This window comes from Phaeacidiphilus oryzae TH49, from assembly GCF_000744815.1.
Lineage (GTDB): Bacteria > Actinomycetota > Actinomycetes > Streptomycetales > Streptomycetaceae > Phaeacidiphilus > Phaeacidiphilus oryzae.
Genome location: NZ_JQMQ01000005.1, coordinates 1,091,203 through 1,117,325, shown reverse-complemented (window position 1 = coordinate 1,117,325; position 26,123 = coordinate 1,091,203). Strand labels below are relative to the sequence as shown.

Here is a 26,123-nt window from a genome sequence, read left to right as displayed (position 1 = left end):
CACGGACTGTAGGTGCCCACCCTACGGGGAATGATGCCGCCTCGCTGGAACCCGGAGCCGTGTTCCGACCCGCCCGGCGGGCCGACGCGGCGGAGATATCCCCAGGTCGGCGGGGTGGGCCCGCCCACCATGCGGAATGCCTTCGTGCTGCCGGAGCAGGTGCGGATAGGCTGGCCGGGTGCGTTTCCCGCGCGGCGGGCGAACGCATAGCCGACAGCCGTCGCACACAGGGAGCAGCACCATGGCGTCACCCGTCCTGCCCGGAGACCAGTCCGGCACCCCCCGCGTCCCGGACGGCGGGGCCGCAGCAGCCCAGCAGCGCCGGGCCGACGCCCTCCGCGAGGCCATCGCCTCCCGCGTGGTGGTCGCCGACGGCGCCATGGGGACCATGCTCCAGGCCCAGAACCCCACGATGGACGACTTCGAGGGCCACGAGGGCGCCAACGAGGTGCTGAACGTCTCCCGCCCGGACATCGTCAGGTCGGTCCACGAGGAGTACTTCGCGGTCGGCGTGGACTGCGTGGAGACCAACACCTTCGGCGCCAACCACTCGGCGATGGCCGAGTACGGCATCGAGGACCGGGTCTTCGAGTTCTCCGAGGCCGGGGCACGGATCGCCCGCGAGGTCGCGGACTCCTACGCCACGCCGGACCGCCCGCGCTGGGTGATCGGCTCGATCGGCCCGGGGACGAAGCTGCCGACGCTGGGCCACATCCCCTTCGGCACCCTGCGCGAGGGCTTCCGGCAGAACGCCCTCGGCCTGATCGCCGGCGGTGCCGACGCCCTCCTGGTGGAGACCAGCCAGGACCTGCTGCAGATCAAGTCCGCCGTGCTGGGCAGCAAGGACGCCCTTCGCGAGGCCGGCCTCGACCTGCCGCTCTTCGTCCACGTCATGGTGGAGACCACCGGCACCATGCTGCTCGGCTCGGAGATCGGCGCGGCGCTGACCGCGCTGGAGCCGCTGGGCATCGACACCATCGGGCTGAACTGCGCCACCGGCCCGACCGAGATGAGCGAGCACCTGCGCTACCTCGCCCGGCACGCCGAGACCCGGCTCTCCTGTATGCCCAACGCCGGCCTCCCGGTGCTGACCAAGGACGGCGCCCACTACCCGCTCACCCCGGCCGAGCTGGCCGACGCCCACGAGGTCTTCGTCCGCGAGTACGGCCTCTCCCTGGTCGGCGGCTGCTGCGGCACCACCCCCGAGCACCTCCGCCAGGTGGTCGAGCGGGTGCAGGGCCTGCCGGTGACCGAGCGCCGCCCGAGCCCCGAGCCGTCCGCCGCCTCGCTCTACCAGGCGGTGCCCTTCCGGCAGGACACCTCCTACCTCGCGATCGGAGAGCGCACCAACGCCAACGGCTCCAAGAAGTTCCGCGAGGCGATGCTCGCCGGGGACTGGCAGGAGTGCGTGGAGATCGCCCGCGAGCAGATCCGCGAGGGCGCCCACCTCCTGGACCTGTGCGTGGACTACGTCGGCCGGGACGGCGTGCAGGACATGAAGGAGCTGGCCGGACGGCTGGCCACGGCGTCCACCCTGCCGATCGTGCTGGACTCCACCGAGCCTCCGGTGCTGGAGGCCGGACTGGAGATGCTCGGCGGCCGGGCCGTCCTCAACTCCGTCAACTACGAGGACGGCGACGGTCCGGACACCCGGTTCGGCCGGGTGGCCGCGCTGGCGAGGCAACACGGCGCCGCCGTGATGGCGCTGACCATCGACGAGGAGGGCCAGGCCCGCACCGCGGACCGGAAGGTGGCCATCGCCGAGCGGCTGATCCGCCAGCTCGGCGAGGAGTACGGGATCCCGGAGTCCTCGGTCCTGATCGACTGCCTCACCTTTACCCTGGGCACCGGCCAGGAGGAGTCCCGGCGGGACGGCGTGGAGACCATCGAGGCGATCCGCGAGCTCAAGCGCCGCCACCCGGACGTGCAGACCACGCTGGGCCTCTCGAACATCTCCTTCGGGCTCTCCCCGGCCGCCCGGATCGTCCTCAACTCGGTCTTCCTCAACGAGTGCGTGCAGGCCGGCCTGGACTCGGCGATCGTCCACGCGGCCAAGATCCTGCCGATGGCCCGGATCCCCGAGGAGCAGCGCGAGGTCGCCCTCGACCTGGTCTACGACCGCCGGCGGGAGGGCTACGACCCGCTGCAGCGGCTGCTGGAGCTCTTCGAGGGCGTCTCGGCCAAGGCCGTCCGGGCCGGCAAGGCCGAGGAACTGGCGGCGCTGCCGCTGGACGAGCGGCTGCAGCGCCGGATCGTGGACGGCGAGCGGAACGGCCTGGAGGCCGACCTCGACGAGGCGATGACCGAGCGCCCGGCCCTGGACATCATCAACTCCACCCTGCTGGAGGGGATGAAGACGGTCGGCGAGCTCTTCGGCTCCGGCCAGATGCAGCTGCCGTTCGTCCTCCAGTCCGCCGAGGTGATGAAGGCCGCGGTGGCGCACCTCGAACCCTTCATGGAGAAGTCCGACTCCGAGGGCAAGGGCACCATCGTGCTGGCCACGGTGAAGGGCGACGTCCACGACATCGGTAAGAACCTGGTCGACATCATCCTGTCCAACAACGGCTACAACGTGGTCAACCTGGGCATCAAGCAGCCGGTCTCGGCGATCCTGGACGCCGCCGCCGAGCACGACGCGGACGTGGTCGGGATGTCCGGGCTGCTGGTGAAGTCCACCGTGGTGATGAAGGAGAACCTGGAGGAGCTGAACCAGCGCGGGCTGGCCGACCGCTGGCCGGTCATCCTCGGCGGCGCCGCCCTCACTCGGGCCTACGTGGAGCAGGACCTCCACGAGATCTACCAGGGCGAGGTCCGCTACGCCAAGGACGCCTTCGAGGGCCTGCGGCTGATGGACGCGCTGATGGCGGTGAAGCGCGGGGTCCCCGGTGCCACCCTCCCGGAGCTGCGGAAGCGCCGGCACGCCAGGGTGGAGGTGGAGGAGCCGGAGCGGCCCGAGGACGGCTTCCGCTCGGACGTCTCCACCGAGAACCCGGTGCCGGCCCCGCCGTTCTGGGGCGACCGCATCCACAAGGGCGTCCAGCTGGCCGAGTACGGCTCCTGGCTGGACGAGGACGCCCTCTTCAAGGGCCAGTGGGGCCTCAAGGGCGCCCGGACCGGTGACGGGCCCTCGTACGAGGAGCTGGTCGAGACCGAGGGTCGGCCGCGGCTGCGGATGTGGATGGACCGGCTGCAGACCGAGGGCCTGCTGGAGGCGGCCGTCGTCTACGGGTACTACCCGGCCGTCTCCAAGGGCGACGACCTGCTGGTGCTCGGCGAGGACGGCAGCGAGCGGACCCGCTTCACCTTCCCGCGCCAGCGGCGCGGCCGCCGGCTCTGCCTGGCCGACTTCTTCCGGCCGGAGGAGAGCGGCGAGAAGGACGTGGTGGGCTTCCAGGTGGTCACCATGGGCTCCCGGATCTCCGAGGCGGCCAACGAGCTCTTCAAGGCCGACGCCTACCGCGACTACCTCGAACTCCACGGCCTCTCCGTGCAGTTGGCGGAGGCGCTGGCGGAGTACTGGCACGCCCGGGTGCGCGCCGAGCTCGGCTTCTCCTCGGAGGACCCGAAGGAGATGAGGGACATGTTCGCCCTGAAGTACCGGGGTGCGCGGTTCTCCCTCGGCTATGGCGCCTGCCCGGACCTGGAGGACCGGGCGAAGATCGCCGAGCTGCTGCGCCCGGAGCGGATCGGCGTCGAGCTCTCCGAGGAGTTCCAGCTCCACCCGGAGCAGTCCACGGACGCCATCGTCATCCACCACCCCGAGGCGAAGTACTTCAACGCGCGCTGAGCCCCCGCCGCTCGCCCGCCGCTCGCCTGCCGTTCGCCCGCCTCTCGCCGGCCCGTCGCCCGTCCGCACGTCGCAGCCGGTCGAAGCGGGTCGACGGGCGTAGAGTGGACGATCCCCCACGGGCCGGTCCCGGTGTTCCACCGCCGGGCCCGGCCCGCGGCATCCCTGCGACCCGTTCCGAGAAGGGAAGCAACAGTGACCACCACCGCCGCCTCCACGTCCCGTTCCGCCGCCCGGCCCTCGCGGCTGCAGGCCGTCCTCCTCGACATGGACGGCACCCTGGTCGACACCGAGGACTTCTGGTGGGAGGCGGAGTCCTCGATCCTGGCCGACCTCGGCCACCGGCTGGACGCGCGCGAGCGCAAGGTGGTCGTCGGGGGCCCGATGACCCGGGTGGTCGACCACCTTCTCGCCGTCACCGGCGCCGACCTGGCTCCGGAGGAGCTCGGCGGCATGATCAACGACCGGTTCGCCGAGCTGATCGGGCAGGGCGTGCCGCTCCGGCCCGGGGCGAAGGCGCTGCTGGAGGAGCTGACCGCGCACGAGATCCCGACCGCCCTGGTCACCGCCTCGCACCGGCGGATCCTGGACCTGGTGCTGCGTTCGATCGGGGCCCACCACTTCCACACCACCGTGGCCGGCGACGAGGTCTCCCGGACCAAGCCGCACCCCGAGCCGTACCTGCGGGCCGCCCGGCGGCTGGGCGCGGAGCCGGCGCGCTGCGTGGTCATCGAGGACGCCCCGACCGGGGTCGCGGCGGCGGAGGCGGCCGGCTGCGCGGTCCTCGCGGTGCCGTCGGTGGCAGAGATCCAGCCGGCGCCGGGGCGGGTGGTCCACGCCTCGCTGGCCCACGTCAGCCTCGCGGTCCTCCGCGCGCTGGTCTGAGCCGCGGGGCCTGGAAACCCGCCAACACCCCTGCGGCGCCTGTGTGTTGCCGCGTGAACGCGGAGCGTGGGCGGCATGGGGGTGCGGTGTGCCGGGGGTGGTACGCGCACGGTCTTCTGCACGCTGCTGATGCACCGTCAACGTAACTTTGTGCTAACGCCAAAAAGGGCAAAGCGGGCATTAGCCAATAAGATCAACGCGGAGCGCGGGACAGAACGGAACCGTGGGTGAAGACGCGCCCTGGGGACGTGCAATGCTGTGGGACGCTACATCAGATCGAACCCCTGCGCGGCCCCGGGGGGACCGAGGACACCGCGCGCGCCATCCCTGTGCCACCCTGCGCCCCGCCGCGCCCTGCCCGGAGTCCCGGCTCCGCGGCTGCGGCGAGCCCCGGCGTCCACACCGCCGGTCAGGACCAGAAGGAAGAGATGTCAGCAGTCACTCGACGACTCGCCGCCCTCGGTTGCGTCGGCCTCCTCGCCTCCACCGTCGCCGCCTGCGGCTCGTCCACGAAGACCGGCACCTCGAGCGGCAAGCCCGCGCTCACCATGGGCGCCGTCCGGACTTTCTCCAGCCTGGACCCGGCCAACGCCTATGACGACCCGTCCTGGACGATCTACTACAACATCTACCAGAACCTGATGAGCTATCAGCCCGGGGCGTCCACGCCGTCCCCGGACGCGGCTCAGAAGTGCGGCTTCAACGGCAATCTGACCGTCTACAGCTGCACTCTCAGGTCGGGCCTGAAGTTCACCAACGGGGACACGCTGGACGCGGCGGCGGTCAAGTACTCCTTCGACCGGCAGATGAAGATCAACCCTCCGGACAAGGCCACCAGCGGCCCCGGTCCGCTGGTCGCCAACATCGCCTCGGTCGGCACCCAGGGCAGCCTGGGCGTGGTCTTCCACCTCAAGGCGCCGGACGCTGCCTTCCCCGGTGAGATAGCCGGCGGGGCCGGCTCCATCGTCGACCCCAAGGTCTTCCCCGCCGACAAGCCCTACAACGGCACCTCCCCGGTGGGCTCCGGCGTCTACAAGGTGGACTCGGCGGAGCAGCACACGATCAACGGCCAGAACCAGGGCCAGTCGATCACCCTCTCGGTCAACCCGGACTACAAGGGCGCCGCGACCACCCCGCAGAACAGCAAGATGACGGTCCGTTACTTCGACACCTCGACCGCCATGATGCAGGCGCTGTCCAAGGGGAAGATCGACTTCACCGCGGCCGACCTCTCCCCGCAGCAGGTCACCCAGGCGCAGAACAACCAGCAGATCGCCCAGGGCGTGCAGATCACCAGCGGCCCCGGCACCAGCGACCGGCTGCTGATGTTCGACCTCAAGGACAAGCCCTTCACCAACGTCTACGTCCGCCGGGCGGTGGCCTCGCTGATCGACTCGAAGGCCCTCGCCACCGGCGTCCAGCAGGGTCAGGCCGACCCCCTCTACTCCATCATCCCGAGCGGCATCGGCGGCCACACCACCCCCTTCGCCGACGAGTACAACGGGCCGAACGTCAACGAGGCGCGCCAGTACCTCTCCGACGCGGGGGTCTCCACCCCGGTCTCCTTCTCCCTGGCCTACGCCCAGAACTCCACCGCGGGTGACGCCGAGGCGGCCGAGGTGAAGAAGCAGCTGGAGAACGGCGGCCTGTTCAAGGTCACCCTCAACCCGCTGCACGACGTCAACGCGCTGACCGGCGCGAACGGGACGCAGAGCGACAAGCTGCCGGCCTTCCTGGGCAACTGGTACGCGGACTACCCGGACCCCAGCGACTACGTCCTGCCGCTGATGGGCGCGTACAACCAGCACTACAACAACTCGCAGATCGTGAACAAGCTGCTGCCGGCCGCGGCCAAGCAGGCCGACCGGCTGAACACCAACCAGATCTTCGCCCAGGTCCAGCAGACCATCGCGAAGGACGCCCCGATGGTGCCGCTCTGGCAGGGGAAGCAGTACCTGGCCTCGCAGGCCGACGTGGTGGGCCTGTCGCTCACCGTGGACACCACGAACCAGCTCCGCTTCTGGCTGGTCGGCAAGTCCGGCTCCTGAGGCGGCGGACGGTGCCGGCCTCAAGGGCGTGGCCGGCACCGGGAACCCGGCAGAACACGACAGAAGAACGAGTACCGAAGCACCACCAGCACCGCAGCACCACCAGCACCACAGCACGTTAGGAACTCATGTCAGTCACGTCAGCGACCCCCCGGCGACTGGCAGCCCTCGGTTGCGCCGCCCTGCTCGCCCCCACGCTCGCCGCCTGCGGCTCCGTCCAGGGCGGAGCGGCGGCGACCGGGAACGGCATCACGATGGGATCGGTCCGCGCGTTCGAGAGCCTCGACCCCGCCGACGCCTACGACAACGGCTCCTGGACCGTCTTCTACAACATCTACCAGACGCTGATGACCTTCCAGCCCGGAGCCACCACGCCCACCCCGGACGCGGCGACCTCCTGCGAGTTCACCGACTCCGGGCTCACCACCTACTCCTGCACCCTCCGCTCCGGCCTGAGATTCTCCAACGGCGACGCCCTGGACGCGGCGGCGGTCAAGTACTCCTTCGACCGGATGCTCCGGCTCAACCCGGTGAACGGCTCCGGCTTCGGTCCCGGCCCGCTGGTCTGGAACATCGCCTCGGTCGCCACCAGCGGCTCGACCGGCGTCACCTTCCATCTCCGGAAGCCCGACGCCACCTTCCCCGACGAGATCGCCAGCGGCGCCGGCTCCATCGTCGACCCGAAGGTCTTCCCGGCGGACAAGCCCTACGACGGCACCTCGCCGGTCGGCTCCGGCGTCTACAAGGTGGACTCCGCCGCGACCAGGACGGTGGACGGCAGCACCCAGGGCACCAGCATCACCCTCTCCGCAAACTCCGCCTACCAGGGCGCCGCCTCCACGCCGCAGAACTCCGCCTTCACCTTCCGCTACTACGACACCCCGCAGCAGCTGCTGGCCGCGGCCAAGGCCGGGAAGGTCGACATCGCGGGCGACGACCTCGACCCCTCGGACGTGTCCGAGCTGCAGAACCAGCAGCAGGTCGGCAAGGGGCTCCAGGTGCAGAGCGGGGCCAGCGCGCAGATCCGGCTGCTGGTCCTCGACCACCGGGCCAAGCCCTTCGACGACCCGGCGGTGCGCCGGGCGGCCGCCTCGCTGATCGACCAGAACGCGCTGGCCACCGGCGCCGAGCACGATCTCGTCGACCCGCTGTACTCGGTGGTCCCCTCCGGCATCGGCGGCCACACCACGCCGTTCCGGGACACCTACCAGTCCCCGGACCCGGTCGAGGCGCGGCAGGAGCTGCGGTCCGCGGGGATCAGCGCGCCGGTCTCCTTCACCCTCACCTACTCCCGGGACATCGCGGGGAGTCAGGCCGAGGCCGAGGAGCTGCGGCAGCAGCTGGAGAACGGCGGGCTCTTCCACGTCACCCTGCGGGCGGTGGACAACACCCGGGCGCTGGAGACCGGTTTCAAGAAGGACGCCTACCAGGCCTTCACCGGCAACTGGTACTCGGACTACCCGGACGCGGCCGACTCCATCGCCCCGCTCTTCGGCGCCTACAACATCCACTACTCCAGCCCGGCGCTGAACTCCGACCTGAACCGGGCCGCGGGCGACAAGGACCGCACCGTGGCCAACAAGCCGTTCGCCGCCGCGCAGCAGCAGATCGCGGACGACGCGGTGATGGTCCCGCTCTGGCAGAACAAGCAGTTCATGGCCGTCCAGCCGGACATCACCGGCGTGCCGCTGACCCTGGACGTCACCGCGATGTTCCGGGCCTGGCTGATCGGCAAGACCACCAGCTGAGCTGAACCGAACTGAGCTGAACCGAGCCGAGCGGCCGGTGCCGCACGGTTCCCGGCCCCTGAGGACCCGCCCCGCGGGCTCGTCCCAGGGGCCGCGACCGTTCGCTAGCCCGCGCCGCCCGGCCGGACCAGGCCGGACTCGTAGGCGAAGACCGCCGCCTGGACCCGGTCCCGGAGGCCGAGCTTGGTCAGGACGTGGCCGACGTGGGTCTTCACCGTCGTCTCGCTGACGAACAGCTCGGCCGCGATCTCCGCGTTCGACAGCCCCTTCGCGACCAGCTTCAGCACCTCCACCTCACGCTCCGTCAGCGACGCCAGCGTCTGCGGCGGCGCCTCGTCCCCGGACGGCAGCTTCGAGGCGTACATGTCCAGCAGCCGGCGGGTCACGCTCGGGGCCAGCATCGCCGCGCCGTCGGCGACCACCCGGATCGCCTGCACCAGCTCCTCCGCCGGCACGTCCTTCAGCAGGAAGCCGGAGGCGCCCGCGCGGAGCGCCTCCACCACGTACTCGTCCAGGTCGAAGGTGGTCAGCACGAGGACCTTGACCGGTCCGTCCCGGCCCGGTCCGGCGATCCGGCGGGTCGCCTCCACGCCGTCCATCCGGGGCATCCGGATGTCCATCAGCACCACGTCCGGTTGCAGCGCGCGCACCTGCTCAAGCGCCTGCTGACCGTCCCCCGCCTCGCCGACCACCGCGATGTCCGTCTCGGCCTCCAGGATCATCCGGAAACCGGTACGGAGCAGCGGCTGGTCGTCGACCAGCAGCACTCGGATCGCCACACTCGCTCCACTCGTCACTCAACGCGGTCATCGGGCGCCCGGGCCGGATCGGGCACGGACACCACCGGCAAAGGATAGGGCGGGGGCGTGCCGCCGAACTCGGGGCACAGCGACTTGTGGTCGCACCAGCCGCACAGCTTGCCGGCCCTCGGCCGGAACTCGCCCGTCCGCACCGCCCGGCCGATCGCGTCCCACAGGGCGTGGAGCTTCCGCTCGACCGCCCGCAGGTCGTTCTCGTCGGGGTCGTAGCTGAGGATCGAGCCCCCGCCGCCCAGGTACACCAGCTGGAGGCGGCGCGGGACGACCCCGCGCGTCCGCCACAGCACCAGGGCGTAGAACTTCATCTGGAAGAGCGCCTTGGCCTCGAAGTCCGGCCCGGGCGCCCGGCCCGTCTTGTAGTCGACCACCCGGAGCTCGCCGGTCGGGGCGACGTCGAGGCGGTCCACGTAGCCGCGCAGCCGCAGCCCTGACTCCAGCACGGTCTCCACATAGAGCTCCCGCTCGGCCGGCTCCAGCCGGTTCGGGTCCTCCAGGCGGAAGTACGCGTCCAGCAGCCCCTCGGCGTCCGCCAGCCAGCGGGCCAGCTCGGAGGGGCCGTCAGCGCCGGGGAAGAGCCCGGCCAGTTCGGGGCGCTCGGCGAGCAGCCGCTCCCACTCGGGCCGGAGCAGGGCGCGGGCCGCCGTCGGCGTGCGCTCGCCGGCCGGGGCGTCATAGAGCCGCTCGAGCACCGCGTGCACCATCGTCCCGCGGGTGGCCGCGGGGCTGGGCTGCTCCGGAACCTTGTCGATCACCCGCAGGCGGTAGAGCAGCGGGCAGGTCATGAAGTCGTCGGCGCGCGAGGGCGAGAGCCCCGAGGGGGCGGACGCAGGGGCGGGTTTCACGGCCGCGGCGGCCGGGCTCTCCGGGGGGTGCATGCCCTGACCCTATTCCGCCCCGCTGACAATCCGCCGACGCCCTCCCGTCCACCGGAGGTCGGAGGCCCGCCGGCGGCCGCTCCGCACTGGGCACGATCGCCCGAGGCGACGCTTTCACGTAGCGTGGGCAGAAGTATCACCGTGCCACAGCTGCGCGAGTGCGCGGCAGCACAAGAGGGGTAGGGCGACCACGTTGGCGCAGAGCACCGGGCAGCAACCCACTCCCGCGCCGGGCCGCTCCGGCGAGGGGCCGAGCGGCGGCCCGGAGGGCGGCGGGCGGCCGGACCGCGACGACCGGCGGGACGGCGACGACCGGCCGGGCGGCGGTATCCGGGTCGGCCGCCCGTTCGGCGTCCCGGTGTACGTCACCCCCACCTGGTTCCTCATCGCCGCGCTGATCACCTGGGTCTTCGGCAGCCAGCTGCGCTATGTGCTGCCCGGACTCGGCGGGGCGCGCTACCTGGTCGCCCTCTTCTTCGCGGTCGCCTTCTACGCCTCCGTGCTGGTCCACGAGCTCGCCCACACCGTGCTGGCGCTGCGCTTCCGGCTGCCGGTGCGCCGGATCCAGCTGCAGTTCTTCGGCGGGGTCTCGGAGATCGAGAAGGAGGCGGAGACCCCCGGGCGGGAGTTCTGGCTGGCCTTCGTCGGACCGCTGCTCTCGCTGGTGCTCGGGGCCTTCTTCTATCTGCTGCTGCAACTGGCCGCCGGCGGCGGGGTGGTGGCGGTGCTCCTCGGCGGGCTGATGGTCAGCAACATCATCGTGGCCGCCTTCAACCTGCTGCCCGGGCTGCCGCTGGACGGCGGCCGGATGCTGCGCGCCGCCGTGTGGAAGGCCACCCGCAACCCGATGGCGGGGACCCTGGCCGCCGCGTGGGCCGGCCGGCTGCTGGCGATCGCGGTGGTGATCGGACTGCCGTGGCTCTCCTACAGCCGGCGGATCGACCACAGCATGGTCGACACCCTCACCGACACTGTCCTGGCGATCGTCCTCGGCGGGATCATGTGGCAGGGCGCCGGCGGCAGCCTGCGGGTCGCCCGGCTGCGCGAGCGGCTGCCCTACCTGGAGGCGCGGGCGCTGTGCCGGCCCGCGCTGAGCGTCACCGCGGACACCCCCGTCTCCGAGGTGCTGCGGCGGACCAAGGAGCAGGGCGCGCGCGGGGTCGTGGTCACCGACCGGGCCGGGACGCCGATCGGCCTGGTCCGGGAGCGGGCCGTGGCCGGGCTGCCGGAGCAGCGGCGACCCTGGACGGCGGTCAGCGCCGTCACCAGGGACCTCGACCCGAGCCTGCGGATCAGGGCCGAGCTGCGCGGGGAGGACCTGCTGGACCGGCTGCGCGCGGTGCCGGCCACCGAGTACCTGGTCGAGGAGGCGGACGGGTCGGTGGTGGGGGTGCTGTCCGCGCTGGACGTGGAGGCGGCGTTCAGCAGGGCGATGGCCGGGCGGCCGCCCACGGCGGGCGGGCCGGCGGCGCCGCCGCCGGGGGGCGGGTCCGCGCCGGACCGCGCGGTCGGGGGAGGCCCCGAACTCCCGTAGACTCTGCGGCATGTCCGAACCGACCGGTGCAGCCCGCCGTCGCGGGCCCTTCCAGGTCGGGGACCAGGTCCAGCTCACCGACCCCAAGGGTCGCCACCACACCATCACGCTCGAACCCGGGAAGTCCTTCCACACCCACAAGGGCGCCTTCTCCCACGACGAGCTGATCGGTGCCCCTGAGGGCACCGTCGTGCGCACCACAGGGAAGACCGAGTATCTCGCCCTGCGGCCCCTGCTCCCCGACTACGTCCTGTCCATGCCTCGCGGCGCCGCCGTCGTGTACCCGAAGGACTCGGGGCAGATCATCACGATGGCCGACATCTTCCCCGGCGCCCGCGTCGTGGAGGCGGGTGTCGGCTCCGGCGCGCTGTCGATGGCGCTGCTGCGCGCCGTCGGCGACTCCGGCTCGCTCTCCTCCTACGAGCGGCGCTCTGACTTCGCGGAGATCGCGCAGGCGAACGTCGAGCGGTACTTCGGCGGGCCGCACCCCGCCTGGCGGCTCACCATCGGCGACCTCCAGGACAACCTGGCGGAGACCGAGGTGGACCGGGTGGTGCTGGACATGCTGGCGCCCTGGGAGTGCCTGGACGCGGTCTCCAAGGCGCTGGTCCCGGGCGGCGTGCTGTGCTGCTACGTGGCCACCACGACGCAGCTCTCGACCACGGTCGAGGCGCTGCGCGGCCACGGCACCTTCACCGAGCCGCAGGCCTGGGAGTCGCTGGTGCGCACCTGGCATGTGGAGGGGCTGGCGGTCCGGCCGGACCACCGGATGATCGGGCACACCGGATTCCTGCTGACCGCCCGGCGGATGGCCGACGGGGTCGAGCCGCCGCTGCGCCGGCGCCGGCCGGCGAAGGGCGCGTACGGCGAGAACGTGGAGGAGTCGGGCGCGGCGTCCGGCCCGCCGCCGCTGGCCGAGCGGCTCGCCGCGCGGAAGGCCGCGCGGGCGGCGGACGCCGAGGGTGACGACACGCCGACCGGCTGATGAACCCCGGTCGCCGTCAGCCGCCTCCGGTCGGGACTTCGGTCCCTTGACCGGGGGCGGTTGACGTGGTGTCAGTCTGCTGGCGGAGCAAGGGCCGTGCGCGGGTTCTGCGAGGACCTCCGAACGGGGGAACCCCCGAGTAACCTGAGGCCCAGGTTGTGGCACGATGCCACGCAACAATCCCGACACCCCGTCGCCCACACCTATGCCGCCAAAGGGGAGAGCGTACGTGCAGGAAGCGGTCCCGGCAGACGACCCGGCCACCGAGCGCGCCCGCCCAGCGAGCCAGAGAAACCATCCGCCTTCCGCGACCGCGTCCGCGTCAGAGGCCGAGACCGTTCCGGAGCGGAGCGCCAAGGCCGCGAAGGCCGTGAAGGCCGACGGCGAGCCGACCTCGAAGGCCGCCGCCGCGACCCCGCCCGCGCGGCCGAAGCCTCCCGCCAAGGGCAAGCCGCCCACGGAGCCGAAGCGCACCGCCACGCGCTCCCCAGCCCCACGCCCGAACCGCAAGCCGACCGCTGCCGTTGCCGCTGCCGCGAAGGCCGCGAAGGCCGCCCCCGAGCCTGCCGCTGCCGCAGAGCCGGAGCCGAAGCCCGCCCCCGACGGCGGGGACACCCCGAAGGCGGCTCCTGACGCAGTCGAGCCCGCAGCTGCCGACGCCGGGGACGCGGGGCCGAGCGGGGACGCGGAGACCGCTGCCGAGCGCGCGGACATGGCGGAGGCCGGCCCTGAGCCGGCCGAGGCGGCGCCTGCCGCCGAGGGCGTGGGTGACACGGGGGAGGCCGGCCCCGAGTCGGGTGCCGAGCCTGCCGCCGACGGCGTGGCCATTGCGGAGGCCGCTCCTGAGCCGGTCGAGCCCGCCGCTGTCGGCGCCGACGACACCGCGTCGAGCGGCGAGGCGGCGCCGGCCGCCGACGGCGAAGGTGACGCGAAGGAGGCCAGGCCCGAGTCGGCTGTCGAGCCTGTCGCCGCTGACCCCGCAGACGGGGGGTCGAGCGGCGATGCGGCGCCTGCTGCCAAGGGGGCAGCTGCTGCCGAGGTCGTGGACATCGCGGAGCCCGGTCCTGAGCCGGTCGAGGCCGCCGCTGTCGGCGCCGACGACGCCGGGTCGAGTGGCGAGGCGGCGCCGGCCGCCGAGGGCGTGGGTGACGCGGAGGAGGCCGGGGCCGAGTCGGGTGTCGAGCCTGACGCTGCCGGGGACGCAGAAGCGGGGTCGGGCCGGAAGGCCGGGAAGGCGGCGCCTGCTGCCGGGGATGCGGCTGCCGCTGATGGCGTGGACAGCGCGGAGGCCGCTCCTGAGCCGGTCGAGGCCGCCGCTGTCGGCGCCGACGACGCCGGGTCGAGCGGCGAGGCGAATCCCGCTGCCAAGGCGAAGTCTGCCGCCGAGGGCGAGGCTGACGCGGAGGAGGTCGGGCCTGGGCCGGTGGTCGAGCCTGCCGCTGCCGGGTCGGACCGGAAGGCGAAGCCCGCTGCCGACGGTGCGGTTGCCGCCGAGGGCGAGGACGTCGCTGAGGCCGCTCCTGAGCCGGTCGAGCCCGCCGCTGTGGGCAACGACGACGTCGCGTCGAGCGGCGAGGCGAAGCCTGCTGCCGAGGGCGAGGCTGACGCGGAGGAGGCCCGGCCCGCGCCTGCCGCTGTCGGCGCGGGGTCGGGCCGGAAGGCGGGGACTGCCGCCGGTGGCGTGGGTACGGGCGCTCCCGAGTCGGCGCCGGCGGCGAAGGCTGCCGCCGGGGACGCCGGGAGCGAAGACGCCTCCCGGGTAGGCGTGGCCGCGCCCCGGCGGCGGCTGGGGGTCAAGCAGTGGGTGGCGACCGCCGTCGGCGTCGCCGCCGTGATCGGCGTGGCGTTCGCCATCGCTCCGGCGAAGGGCGCGTCCACGGTGGACGACGGGGCCTCCGGCAGCACCGCGGCCGGCAACGGGCCGCACGCCATCGCCGCCTCCGCCGCGCCCGACGCCGACAAGGTGAAGCTCCCGCTGGACTGCGCCGGGCTGCCGACGAAGATCACCCAGCGCTTCTACGCCGATCTCACCGGCAAGGGCGACGACGCCACCATCATCGCCGCGCACTGCGACGCCGAGACCGGCACCCCGCCCGACGGGGCGTACGTCATCAAGAACGGCTCGGACGGTAAGCCGAAGGTGGCCTACACCCTGATCAAGCCGTCCGAGGAACTGACCGTTCTGAGCCTTGCGCTCCGCGCCGACGGTGTGCTGCACGGGCAGGCCAGTGGATACTCGGCGGCCGAGGTTCCGCGCTGCTGCCCGGACCTCCACGAGACGCTGACCTGGACGCCGAGCCCCGGCGGCGGCTACAAGCGCAGCGTCGGGCTGACCGGCTCGGCAGCCTGACCCGCCTGACCCGCCTGGCCCACCGGCGCCGGCCGCCCACCGCCCCCGCGGGGGAGGGGAGGGCGGCCCGGTCAGTCGTCCTCCGCGTCCGGGCCGTAGACCTCGACGCGGTCGGCGGTCCTGCGGACGTGGATGCAGTCGCCCGGGCACTCCTTCGCGGAGGCCACCACGTCCTGGAGGATCGCCACCGGCACCGGAGCCGTCGCGCCCGGCTCGGTGCGCAGCTCCTCCTCGCCCTCGGCCTTGACGTAGGCCAGCCCGTCGATGTCGAGCTCGAAGACCTCGGGCGCGTACTGCGCGCAGATGCCGTCCCCGGTGCACAGGTCCTGGTCGATCCAGACCTCGAGCTCCTCGGTCGTCGCGCCCGCCGCGCCCCCGCGCGCCCCCGCGCCGCCGTCCGTTCCCGCCATCTCGCCTGCCGTTCCTGAGTCTTGGTGCCGCGGTCGTGCCGCGCGCTCGTCACGCCGCCCGTATTCCCACCATCGGTACACGCTTGGTCCCGGCTTCGGCGGGCTCGATCGCATATCGACCGCTCCGACGATACAACTGGTCGCTTTCGGGCGCGGTGGGCTGGGTATCTCCCTGGCGTGGGGACGTGCGCAAGGGTGAAGATCGGACACACCCCTTCCGTCTTTGTGATCTAGGGGTTTCAACACTCCCCGGCCCAGGTAGGGTCTGGAAGCGTCCAGCTCCCCCGGAGGAGGTGAGGACCGTGGCAGCCCACGATGACGACTACAACCGCAGCGGCAGGCCCGCGCGGGGTTCCGAGGAGACCGGCAATCAGGTCTCCTTTCTTGAGCAGGAGATCGCCGTCCTGCGCCGCAAGCTCGCGGACTCTCCGCGTCACACCAGGATCCTGGAAGAGCGCATCGTCGAACTCCAGACCAACCTGGCGGGCGTGACGGCCCAGAACGAGCGGCTGGCGTCCACGTTGCGCGAGGCCCGCGACCAGATCGTGGCCTTGAAGGAGGAGGTGGACCGGCTGGCCCAACCGCCCGCCGGGTTCGGCACCTTCCTGGAGGCCAACGAGGACGGCACGGCGGACATCTTCACCGGCGGCCGAAAACTGCGGGTGAACGTCAGCCCCAACGTGCCGCTGGAGGAGCTCAGGCGCGGCCAGGAGGTCATGCTCAACGAGGCGCTCAACGTCGTAGACGCCATGGAGTTCGAGAGCATCGGCGACATCGTCACGCTCAAAGAACTCCTGGACGGCGGCGATCGGGCCCTCGTCGTCGGGCACACCGACGAGGAGCGTGTGGTCCGGCTGGCCGAGCCGCTGCTCGGGGAGACCCTCCGGGCGGGTGACGCCCTGCTGCTCGAACCCCGTTCCGGGTACGTCTACGAGGTCGTGCCCAAGAGCGAGGTCGAGGAGCTGGTCCTCGAAGAGGTGCCGGACATCGACTACTCCCGGATCGGCGGCCTGGCCGGCCAGATCGAGGCGATCCGGGACGCGGTCGAGCTCCCCTACCTGCACGCCGAGCTCTTCCAGGAGTTCGAGCTGCGGGCGCCCAAGGGCGTGCTCCTCTACGGCCCGCCCGGCTGCGGCAAGACCCTGATCGCCAAGGCGGTGGCGAACTCGCTGGCCAAGAAGGTCGCCGAGGTCACCGGCCGGCCGCAGGGCAAGAGCTACTTCCTGAACATCAAGGGCCCCGAACTCCTCAACAAGTACGTCGGGGAGACGGAGCGTCAGATCCGGCTGGTCTTCCAGCGGGCTAGGGAGAAGGCCTCCGAGGGCACCCCCGTCATCGTCTTCTTCGACGAGATGGAGTCCCTCTTCCGCACCCGCGGCTCCGGTGTCAGCTCGGACGTGGAGAACACCATCGTCCCGCAGCTGCTGGCGGAGATCGACGGTGTGGAGGGCCTGGAGAACGTCATCGTCATCGGCGCGTCGAACCGCGAGGACATGATCGACCCCGCGATCCTCCGCCCGGGACGGCTCGATGTGAAGATCAAGATCGAGCGCCCGGACGCCGAGGCGGCGAAGGACATCTTCTCCAAGTACCTCAAGTCCTCCCTGCCGCTGCACCCGGACGACGTCAAGGAGCACGGCGGCTCGGTCGGCGAGACCGCGGTGGCCATGATCCAGACCGTCGTCGAGCGGATGTACGCGGAGTCCGACGAGAACCGCTTCCTGGAGGTCACCTACGCCAACGGTGACAAGGAGACCTTGTACTTCAAGGACTTCAACTCCGGCGCCATGATCGAGAACATCGTGGGCCGGGCCAAGAAGATGGCCATCAAGGACTTCCTGGACCACGGCCAGAAGGGTCTGCGCGTCTCCCACCTGATCTCGGCCTGCGTCGACGAGTTCAAGGAGAACGAGGACCTGCCGAACACCACCAACCCGGACGACTGGGCCCGGATCTCCGGCAAGAAGGGCGAGCGGATCGTCTACATCCGCACCCTCGTCACCGGAAAGCAGGGCGCCGAGTCCGGCCGCTCGATCGACACGGTGGCGAACACCGGTCAGTACCTGTAACCCGATCGGGGGCCGGGTCGCCGTCGGCGTCCCGGTCCCCGAGCCCGGCCACCGGGGCCCGTCGCTCACGGGCTCCGGCGGCCGGTCGGCTTTTTGGGCCCCGGTCGGGTGTCTGACGGGCACGAACGGACGCACGGCCAAGACTTGACGACGCGTGATCTCCCGGACTGCGATCGGGAGTTCTAGGCTCGGCAGTACCGCGCCGGGCCGACGCCGCCGGCGGCGCCCGAGGCGGTGGGACCAGAGACGCAACGCGGTACGGCAGCGGCGCTTCCGGAAGGGCGGTGCCGCAGGGCAAGGAGGGCCGCATGTCAGTACGGCGCGTGATGGGTATCGAGACGGAGTACGGGATCTCCGTTCCAGGGCACCCCAACGCGAACGCCATGCTCACCTCGTCCCAGGTCGTCAACGCCTACGCGGCGGCGATGCACCGGGCGCGGCGGGCCCGCTGGGACTTCGAGGAGGAGAACCCGCTCCGCGATGCCCGCGGCTTCGACCTGGCGCGCGAGGCCGCCGACGCCAGCCAGCTGACCGACGAGGACATCGGCCTGGCGAACGTCATCCTGACCAACGGCGCCCGGCTGTACGTGGACCACGCCCACCCGGAGTACTCCGCCCCGGAGACCACCAACCCGCGGGACGCCGTGCTCTGGGACAAGGCCGGCGAGCGGATCATGGCCGAGGCGGCCGCCCGGGCGGGTGAGCTGACCCCCGCCCACTCCCAGCCCCATCCGATCCACCTGTACAAGAACAACACCGACAACAAGGGCGCCTCCTACGGCACCCACGAGAACTACCTGATGCGCCGCCGGACGCCGTTCGCGGACATCGTCCGGCACCTCACCCCGTTCTTCGTCTCCCGGCAGGTGGTGACCGGCGCCGGCCGGGTGGGCATCAACCAGGACGGCTCGGCGCACGGCTTCCAGATCAGTCAGCGCGCCGACTACTTCGAGGTCGAGGTGGGCCTGGAGACCACCCTCAAGCGCCCGATCATCAACACCCGGGACGAGCCCCACGCGGACGCCGAGAAGTACCGCAGGCTGCACGTGATCATCGGGGACGCCAACCTCTCCGAGGTGTCCACCTACCTCAAGCTGGGCACCACCTCGCTGGTGCTGTCCATGATCGAGGATGGCTTCATCAACGTGGACCTGGCGGTCGACCAGCCGGTCCGCACCCTCCACCAGGTCTCGCACGACACCGAGCTGCAGCACAACATCACGCTGCGGAACGGAAGGAAGCTGACGGCGGTCCAGCTCCAGATGGAGTACTGCGAGCTGGCCCGCAAGTACGTGGAAGACCGATACGGCCAGGACGCCGACACCCAGACCCGGGACGTCCTGGCCCGCTGGGAGGACGTCCTCGGCCGGCTGGAGCGGGACCCGATGTCCCTCAGCCGCGAGCTCGACTGGGTCGCCAAGAAGCAGATCCTGGAGGGCTACCGCAGCCGCGACAGCCTGGACTGGGACCACCCGACCCTCCATCTGGTGGACCTCCAGTACGCCGACGTCCGCGAGGAGAAGGGCCTCTACAACCGCCTGGTGGCGCGTGGCCGGTTCGACCGGATCGTGACCGAGGAGGAGGTCCAGCGGGCGGTCATCAGGCCGCCGGAGGACACCAGGGCCTACTTCCGCGGGCGCTGCCTGGAGCAGTACGCCGAGCACGTGGCCGCGGCCAGCTGGGACTCCGTCATCTTCGACCTGCCGGGCCGGGACTCGCTGCAGCGGGTCCCGACGCTGGAGCCGCTGCGCGGCACCAGGAACCACGTCAAGGCGCTGCTGGACCGCTGCCGCACGGCCGAGGACCTGGTGCGGGTGCTGTCCGGAGGAGGGTGAGTGCGGGGCGGGCCGCAGGGCTTCCGCTCAGCGCGTAACCAGCCGATCGCAGGTGGTCACGGCGGGTGAACTCGGCGGTGCTGGGCATTATCGGTGCAGCACCGGACGTTGCACGGGGAACGTGGAACGGCAGCGCTTGTCAGTCCCCGCGTATAGGGTCTGACCAGGACCACCGGCAAGATCAAACGGTAGCGAACGCAGCAACCCGACCAGTTATCTGACCAGTCGCGATCGAGCGGGGTGAGGGACATGGCGACCAAGGACACCGGCGGCGGCCAGCAGCGGGCTAACCGCTCGTCCGACGAGGTCGAGGAGGTCGAGACCGAGGCGGACGAGTCTTCGGACCTGAAGGAACGCAAGGAGAAGCTGGACGACGACGTCGACGCCGTCCTGGACGATATCGATGACGTCCTGGAATCGAATGCCGAGGACTTCGTCAGGGGTTTCGTCCAGAAGGGCGGAGAGTAATCCGTCCTCGGAATCGAAGGCGGCGGGGCGGAGACGCGCCCGCCGCGGAGATTCCCGGACCGCGGAGCGCTCGCGCGCCGTCGAGCCGTGCCCGGCGCAGGCCGGCCAGGCGACGCGAGTGCTCCGCGGCTCTTTCGGCCCGGCGGCGGGGCGCGGGCCCGCCCGACAGGTGGATCACGACCATGGAACGGGTAGGGTCCGTCGCATCCGCTGCCGACTATCTGGAAGGGAACGCGTGGAAGCCGACACTCGTGGCACCGGGCGTCTACCGGCTGCCTTCTTGACTCCTGGGTCCTCCTCCTTCGTGGAGTTCCTGGCCGCGCACCAGCCCGAGCTGCTGCCCGGCAACCGACACCGCGGGCTGCCCCAGAGCGGCGTGGTCGAGGCCCCGCACGGCACGACGATCGTCTCCGCGGTCTTCCCCGGCGGCGTGATCCTGGCCGGAGACCGCCGGGCGACCATGGGCAATCTGATCTCCAAGCGGGACATGGAGAAGGTCTTCCCGGCGGACGAGTACTCGGCGGTGGGCATCGCCGGTACGGCCGGTCTCGCCGTGGAGATGGTCCGCCTCTTCCAACTCGAGCTGGAGCACTACGAGAAGATCGAGGGCGCCCAGCTCTCCCTGGAGGGCAAGGCCAACCGCCTGACCACCATGATCCGCTCCAACCTCGGCATGGCCATGCAGGGCCTGGCCGTCGTCCCGGTCTTCGCCGGCTACGACATCGACGAGGGCCGCGGCCGGATGTTCAGCTACGACGTCACCGGCGGGCGCTACGAGGAGAAGGACTTCACGGCCACCGGCTCGGGTTCGACCTTCGCCCGCAGCTCCCTGAAGAAGCTCTACCGCCGGGATCTGACGGAGGAGCAGACGGCGACCGCCGTCGTCCAGGCGCTCTACGACGCCGCCGACGACGACTCGGCGACCGGCGGCCCCGACGTCACCCGGAAGATCTTCCCGGTGATCGCGGTGATCACCGACGAGGGCTACCGGCGGATGGACGAGGACGAGGTCAGCTCGATCGCCCGGCGGGTGCTGGAGGAGCGCCTGGAGAGCCCGGACGGGCCGCGCGCCTCGATCACCTGACGGTTTATCGACTTATCACTGATACCGATCCACTGACAGAGAAGGGGACGACTGCCGGTGTCGACGCCGTTCTACGTCTCACCCCAGCAGGCCATGGCGGACCGCGCCGAGTACGCCCGCAAGGGCATCGCGCGCGGCCGCTCGGTGGTCGTGCTCACCTACGCCGACGGCATCGTCTTCGTCGCGGAGAACACCTCGCGGGCGCTGCACAAGGTCTCCGAGATCTACGACCGGATCGCCTTCGCCGCCGTCGGCCGATACAACGAGTTCGAGAACCTCCGGATCGGCGGGGTGCGCTACGCCGACCTGCGGGGCTACTCCTACGACCGGGCCGACGTCAACGCCCGCGGCCTGGCCAACGTCTACGCCCAGACGCTGGGCACCATCTTCTCCTCGACCGGCGAGAAGCCGTACGAGGTGGAGCTGATCGTCGCCGAGGTCGGCAAGGGCCCCGACGACGACCAGATCTACCGGCTGACCCCGGACGGCTCCGTGGTGGACGAGCACGGCTCGGTGGCGGTCGGCGGCAGCGCCGACTCGATCAGCAACTACCTGGGCAAGCAGCACCACGACGGGATGTCCCTCGGCGAGGCCGTCCGTCTCGCGGTGCAGGGCCTGGCCCGGGACCCGAACGGCGGTCAGGACCGGACCCTGACGCAGGATCAGCTCGAGGTCGCGGTGCTCGACCGCACGCGGCCGCAGCAGCGGAAGTTCAAGCGGCTGCTCGGCACCCAGCTGGGCCGGCTGCTGGAGACCGCTCCCGCCACCGAGACCGTGGGCGGTGCCGGCACCGGCGCGACCGCGGACGACGAGGACATCCCGGTCGCCCCGCCGGAGGAGCCGGGCACCACGTCTTCCGACCCGGAGTGACGCGCGCGGGCGGTTTCCCGCGGCACTGCGGCCCGTTCGGCCGATGAGCCGTCAGAAACCGCCCGGTCGGCGGGGTCCGCCCGCCTGAAACGCGACCGTGCCGGGTACTGCACTCATGGATCCCGCGTCTGCGGGGCCGCGGGGAAGGAGTACCGATGGACCGCCGGATTTTCGGGTTGGAGAACGAGTACGGCGTGACCTGCACGTTCCGCGGGCAGCGCAGGCTGTCCCCGGACGAGGTCGCGCGGTACCTTTTCCGCCGCGTGGTGTCGTGGGGCCGCAGCAGCAACGTCTTCCTGCGCAACGGCGCCCGGCTCTACCTGGACGTCGGGTCCCACCCCGAGTACGCCACCCCCGAATGCGACGACGTGCGCGAGCTGGTGACGCACGACAAGGCGGGGGAGCGGATCCTGGAGGGCCTCCTGGTGGACGCCGAGCGGCGGCTGCACGAGGAGGGCATCGCCGGGGACGTCTACCTCTTCAAGAACAACACCGACTCGGCCGGGAACTCCTACGGCTGCCACGAGAACTACCTGGTGGCCCGGCACGGGGAGTTCTCCCGGCTGGCCGACGTGCTGATCCCCTTCCTGGTGACCCGCCAGCTGATCTGCGGCGCGGGGAAGGTGCTGCAGACCCCGCGGGGCGCCGTGTACTGCGTGAGCCAGCGGGCCGAGCACATCTGGGAGGGGGTCTCCTCGGCGACGACCCGCTCCCGCCCGATCATCAACACCAGGGACGAGCCGCACGCCGACGCCGAGCGCTACCGTCGGCTGCACGTCATCGTCGGCGACTCCAACATGTCGGAGACCACCACGCTGCTCAAGGTCGGCGCCACCGACCTGGTGCTGCGGATGATCGAGGCCGGCACGGTGATGCGGGACCTCACCCTGGAGAACCCGATCCGGGCGATCCGCGAGGTCAGCCACGACCTCACCGGCGGGCGGCTGGTCCGGCTGGCCAACGGCCGGGAGGCCAGCGCGCTGGAGATCCAGGAGGAGTACTACTCCAAGGCCGCCGAGTTCGCCGACCGGCGCGGGATCAGGACCGGCACGGTCGAGCGGGTGCTGGACCTCTGGGGCCGCACCCTGGAGGCGGTCCGGACGCAGAACCTCGCGATGGTCGACCGGGAGATCGACTGGGTGATGAAGTACCGGTTGATCGAGCGGTACCGGGAGAAGCACGGCATCTCGATGTCGCACCCGCGGATCGCCCAGATCGACCTGGCGTACCACGACATCCACCGCCGGCGCGGCCTCTACTACCTGATGCAGAACCGCGGGCAGGCCGAGCGGGTCACCGACGACGTGCGGATCTTCGAGGCCAAGTCGGTGCCGCCGCAGACCACCCGGGCGCGGCTGCGCGGCGACTTCATCCGCCGGGCCCAGGAGCAGCGCCGGGACTTCACGGTGGACTGGGTGCATCTGAAGCTGAACGACCAGGCGCAGCGGACGGTGCTCTGCAAGGACCCGTTCCGCTCGGTCGACGAGCGGGTGGACAAGCTGATCGCCGGGATGTGACGGGGCCCTGAGCCAGTCGTCCCGGCGGGCGAGCCGGGGTGGGCGGCCGCCTCCGACCGGTTCCGACCGGCCGGGGGCGGCCGCTTTTCGACGCGAGGGTGCTCGGGTTGCGTAGAGTGGCGCCGGACCGAAGGCCTCCGCTCACGTTTTAAGGACTCTGCTCGTGCGCCGTATCGCTGCTGCCGCGCTGCTCGTCGCGCCCGCCCTGCTGCTCACCGCCTGCGGAAGCAGCGGCAAGAAGACCGCCTCCGATGCCGCCACCCCCTCGGCCTCGGCCTCGGCCTCCCCCTCGACCCCCGCGGTGCCGGCCGCGGTGGACTCGGCCTCGCCGATGCCGGCCGTCGGCGGCGCCTTCGGCAAGTCGGCCACCCTGACCATTCCCACGGGGCAGAAGCCGAGCGACAAGTTCGTCGTCCACACCGTCACCCAGGGCTCCGGCCCGACCGTCGGCGCAAGCGACTACGCGACCGCGCAGATCCTGGTCAAGGACTGGACCTCGGGCAAGACCCTCTCGCCGTACACCACCGCGACCCCGCAGCTGCTGAACCCGCAGTCGCAGCTGATCCCGGCGATCGAGAAGGCGGTGCGCGGGCACAAGGTCGGCAGCCGCGTCCTGGTGGTGGCCCCGCCGGCGGCCGCTGCGGCGGACATGGCCTCGGGCAACTCGATGGGCGTCAAGAAGACCGACACCCTGGCGCTGGTGGTCGACGTGACCGACCGGGTCGGCGCGAACGACGCGGTCTCCGGCTCGCAGCAGTCGGTGCCCTCGGACATGCCGCAGGTGACGGCCTCGGCCGGGAAGGCCGCCAGCTTCACCGTGCCGGCCGCGGCCAGGACGGCGAAGAAGCTGAAGACCGCGGTGCTGGTGAAGGGATCCGGTCACAAGATCACGGCGGGCGAGGACGCGGTGGTGCAGTACACCGGCGCGCTGCTGAGCAACGGCAAGGTCTTCGACTCCTCCTGGTCGCACGGCGGGGCGACCTGCTTCTCCACCGCCTCGGGGCAGTCCGGCGCCTGCACCAGCGTGATCCCCGGGATGGCCAACGGCCTCGTCGGGCAGACCGTGGGCAGCAGGGTCGTGATCTCCATCCCGTCCGCCCAGGGCTACGGCGCGACCCCGCCGTCCGGCTCGAACATCCCCAAGAACGCCGACCTCACCTTCGTGGTCGACATCCTCGCCGCGGACTGAGCCGCGCCTGCGGGGCGCGAGCCCGCAGGGGTGAAGTAGCGTGGGAACGCGCTGGATCGCGGCGCTGAACATCGACTCATCGTCAGGAGAGCGAAGCACGTGAGTATCGAGAAGCCGATGGTGGACTTCCCCGGGGGCGAGCCGCCGGCCGACCTGCAGATCAAGGACCTGTGGGAGGGGGACGGCGCCGCGGCGAAGCCGGGCGACAACGTCAGCGTGCACTACGTCGGCGTCTCCTTCTCCACCGGCGAGGAGTTCGACGCCAGCTGGAACCGGAACAAGGCGCTCCAGTTCAAGCTCGGCGCCGGCCAGGTCATCCAGGGCTGGGACCAGGGCCTGGTCGGGATGAAGGTCGGTGGCCGTCGCGAGATCACCATCCCTCCGCACCTCGGCTACGGCGACGCGGGTGCGGGCGGCGGTCTGATCAAGCCCGGCGAGACCCTGATCTTCGTGGTCGACCTGCTGGCGGTCTGACGCCAGGAGCGCACCGCACGCGCGGGCCCCGGCCTTCGCGCCCCCTTGGGCGCGGGAGTCGGGGCCCCTCGCTTTGTCGCGAAGGTGGCTACCGGTACGGTCGTTTCGCCGGGCGCGTCCGCCGCTCGGCTCAGGGAAGGGTGAGACATGCCCATCGCCAAGGCCGAGCGGTTGATGAACCTGGCTCTCTGCCTGATGAACACGCGCCGGCCGCTGACCAAGCGTGAGCTGCGCGAGTCCATCGAGGCGTACCGGGAGGCGGGGGAGTCGGTCAGCGAGGACGCCTTCAACCGGATGTTCGAGCGGGACAAGGACGACCTCCGCGAGCTCGGCCTGGTCATCGACACCGCGGAGGCCTCGGTCGACGGCGACATCGGCTACCTCGCCCAGCGGGACCGCAACCGGCTGCCGGAGATCTCGCTGGACGCCGAGGAGGCCGCGGCGCTCAGCCTGGTCGCCGGCGTCTGGCGGCAGGCCCGGCTCGCCGACGCGGGCCGCGGCGCCCTGCAGAAGCTGCGCGCCGCCGGCGGCCTGGCCGCCGCCGTCGCCACCGCGGACGTCCCCGGGGCGACCGCCTCCGGCTCCGCGCCCGCGACCGGTCAGACCGCCCTCGAACCCCATATCGTCACCCCCGAGGCCGCCTTCGAGCCGCTCCTCGCCGCCGCCCGCGACCGCCGCCCGGTCAGCTTCCACTACCGGAAGGCCGGAGCGGCCGAGCCGGAGCCGCGCACCGTCGAGCCGTGGGCCCTGGAGTGCTGGCACGGGCACTGGTACCTGGCGGGCTGGGACCGGGACCGGGAGGCCGTGCGGGTGTTCCGGCTGAGCCGGGTCACCGGGCGGGTCCGCAACCGGCCGGGCTCCTTCGGCGCCGAGGTGCCGGACCATGTCGACGTGCGGGCCCAGATCGCCCGGTTCGCGGGGGAGGGGGCGACCGCCACCGCCCGGGTCCGGGTGCGCCGGGAGGCCGCCTTCCCGCTGCGTACCCGAGCCCTCCACACCGAGCCGGTCGGGGCCGACTGGGACGAGTTGGAGATTCCGTTCGGCCGCGGGCTCGCCGCCGATCTCACCGAGTTCGGCGCGGACGTGGAGGTGCTGGCCCCGCCCGAGCTGAGATCCGAGGTGGCGGGCCGGCTGCGCGCGGTGGCCCGCGGGGAGGTGCGTTCGGCGTGAGCAACGC

19 protein-coding genes are annotated in these 26,123 nt (G+C 71.6%); 16 read left to right on the top strand and 3 right to left on the bottom strand.

What is annotated here, in order from left to right:
• Positions 1-241: 241 nt before the first annotated feature.
• The 4 genes from metH (at position 242) to BS73_RS09330 (ending at position 8,468) form a co-directional block, all read left to right on the top strand.
• Entirely contained in the window at positions 242-3,787 is a 3,546-nt protein-coding gene (gene metH, locus BS73_RS09345; RefSeq protein ID WP_037571044.1) for a methionine synthase, read from the top strand.
• Positions 3,788-3,982: 195 nt separating this feature from the next.
• Entirely contained in the window at positions 3,983-4,672 is a 690-nt protein-coding gene (locus BS73_RS09340) for an HAD family hydrolase (protein ID WP_037571042.1), read from the top strand.
• Between the two features lie 428 nt (positions 4,673-5,100).
• Positions 5,101-6,720 carry an ABC transporter substrate-binding protein gene (locus BS73_RS09335; RefSeq protein ID WP_084703926.1) on the top strand — a complete coding sequence of 540 codons (1,620 nt, stop codon included), beginning with the start codon at positions 5,101-5,103 and terminating at the stop codon, positions 6,718-6,720.
• Positions 6,721-6,848: 128 nt separating this feature from the next.
• Positions 6,849-8,468, top strand: a complete 1,620-nt coding sequence (locus tag BS73_RS09330) for an ABC transporter substrate-binding protein (protein ID WP_037571036.1) — start codon at positions 6,849-6,851, stop codon at positions 8,466-8,468.
• 104 nt (positions 8,469-8,572) lie between these two features.
• On the opposite strand, the gene BS73_RS09325 is transcribed toward BS73_RS09330, so the two are convergent.
• Positions 8,573-9,247, bottom strand: a complete 675-nt coding sequence (locus BS73_RS09325; RefSeq protein ID WP_037571034.1) for a response regulator — start codon at positions 9,245-9,247, stop codon at positions 8,573-8,575.
• A gap of 14 nt (positions 9,248-9,261) precedes the next feature.
• Positions 9,262-10,161, bottom strand: a complete 900-nt coding sequence (locus tag BS73_RS09320; RefSeq protein WP_051939739.1) for a RecB family exonuclease — start codon at positions 10,159-10,161, stop codon at positions 9,262-9,264.
• Positions 10,162-10,354: 193 nt separating this feature from the next.
• Here BS73_RS09320 and BS73_RS09315 point away from each other — a divergent pair, with 193 nt between their 5' ends.
• The 3 genes from BS73_RS09315 to BS73_RS34530 all read left to right on the top strand — a co-directional run bounded on the left by BS73_RS09315 (position 10,355) and on the right by BS73_RS34530 (position 15,030).
• A complete protein-coding gene (locus BS73_RS09315; protein ID WP_063836945.1) occupies positions 10,355-11,695 on the top strand; it encodes a site-2 protease family protein in 1,341 nt (446 codons plus the stop codon).
• A 10-nt stretch (positions 11,696-11,705) separates the two neighbouring features.
• Positions 11,706-12,680, top strand: a complete 975-nt coding sequence (locus tag BS73_RS09310) for a tRNA (adenine-N1)-methyltransferase (protein WP_037571031.1) — start codon at positions 11,706-11,708, stop codon at positions 12,678-12,680.
• Positions 12,681-12,846: 166 nt separating this feature from the next.
• Entirely contained in the window at positions 12,847-15,030 is a 2,184-nt protein-coding gene (locus BS73_RS34530; protein WP_152617559.1) for a hypothetical protein, read from the top strand.
• A gap of 71 nt (positions 15,031-15,101) precedes the next feature.
• Here BS73_RS34530 and BS73_RS09300 read toward each other — a convergent pair whose 3' ends face one another.
• Complete coding sequence (locus BS73_RS09300; RefSeq protein ID WP_037571029.1) at positions 15,102-15,440, bottom strand: ferredoxin; 339 nt, start codon at positions 15,438-15,440, stop codon at positions 15,102-15,104.
• 302 nt (positions 15,441-15,742) lie between these two features.
• On the opposite strand from BS73_RS09300, the gene arc reads away from it, so the two are divergent.
• The 9 genes from arc to BS73_RS09255 all read left to right on the top strand — a co-directional run bounded on the left by arc (position 15,743) and on the right by BS73_RS09255 (position 26,116).
• Positions 15,743-17,509: a proteasome ATPase gene (gene arc, locus BS73_RS09295; protein WP_037571026.1), complete on the top strand. Its 1,767-nt coding sequence runs from the start codon at positions 15,743-15,745 to the stop codon at positions 17,507-17,509.
• Between the two features lie 308 nt (positions 17,510-17,817).
• The gene (dop, locus tag BS73_RS09290) at positions 17,818-19,344 is read left to right on the top strand and encodes a depupylase/deamidase Dop (protein WP_200886672.1); all 1,527 of its coding nucleotides are present in this window, start codon (positions 17,818-17,820) and stop codon (positions 19,342-19,344) included.
• A gap of 249 nt (positions 19,345-19,593) precedes the next feature.
• A complete protein-coding gene (locus BS73_RS09285; protein WP_200886671.1) occupies positions 19,594-19,812 on the top strand; it encodes a ubiquitin-like protein Pup in 219 nt (72 codons plus the stop codon).
• A gap of 235 nt (positions 19,813-20,047) precedes the next feature.
• Positions 20,048-20,896, top strand: a complete 849-nt coding sequence (prcB, locus tag BS73_RS09280) for a proteasome subunit beta (RefSeq protein WP_037571017.1) — start codon at positions 20,048-20,050, stop codon at positions 20,894-20,896.
• Between the two features lie 57 nt (positions 20,897-20,953).
• Positions 20,954-21,766: a proteasome subunit alpha gene (prcA, locus tag BS73_RS09275; protein WP_051939737.1), complete on the top strand. Its 813-nt coding sequence runs from the start codon at positions 20,954-20,956 to the stop codon at positions 21,764-21,766.
• A gap of 155 nt (positions 21,767-21,921) precedes the next feature.
• Entirely contained in the window at positions 21,922-23,283 is a 1,362-nt protein-coding gene (gene pafA, locus BS73_RS09270) for a Pup--protein ligase (RefSeq protein WP_037571014.1), read from the top strand.
• 163 nt (positions 23,284-23,446) lie between these two features.
• Complete coding sequence (locus tag BS73_RS09265; protein ID WP_051939736.1) at positions 23,447-24,472, top strand: FKBP-type peptidyl-prolyl cis-trans isomerase; 1,026 nt, start codon at positions 23,447-23,449, stop codon at positions 24,470-24,472.
• Between the two features lie 99 nt (positions 24,473-24,571).
• A complete protein-coding gene (locus tag BS73_RS09260; RefSeq protein ID WP_037571011.1) occupies positions 24,572-24,946 on the top strand; it encodes an FKBP-type peptidyl-prolyl cis-trans isomerase in 375 nt (124 codons plus the stop codon).
• Between the two features lie 147 nt (positions 24,947-25,093).
• Positions 25,094-26,116 (top strand): helix-turn-helix transcriptional regulator, encoded by a 1,023-nt coding sequence (locus tag BS73_RS09255; protein ID WP_037571008.1) that lies wholly within the window; start codon positions 25,094-25,096, stop codon positions 26,114-26,116.
• The last annotated feature ends 7 nt before the right edge of the window (positions 26,117-26,123 follow it).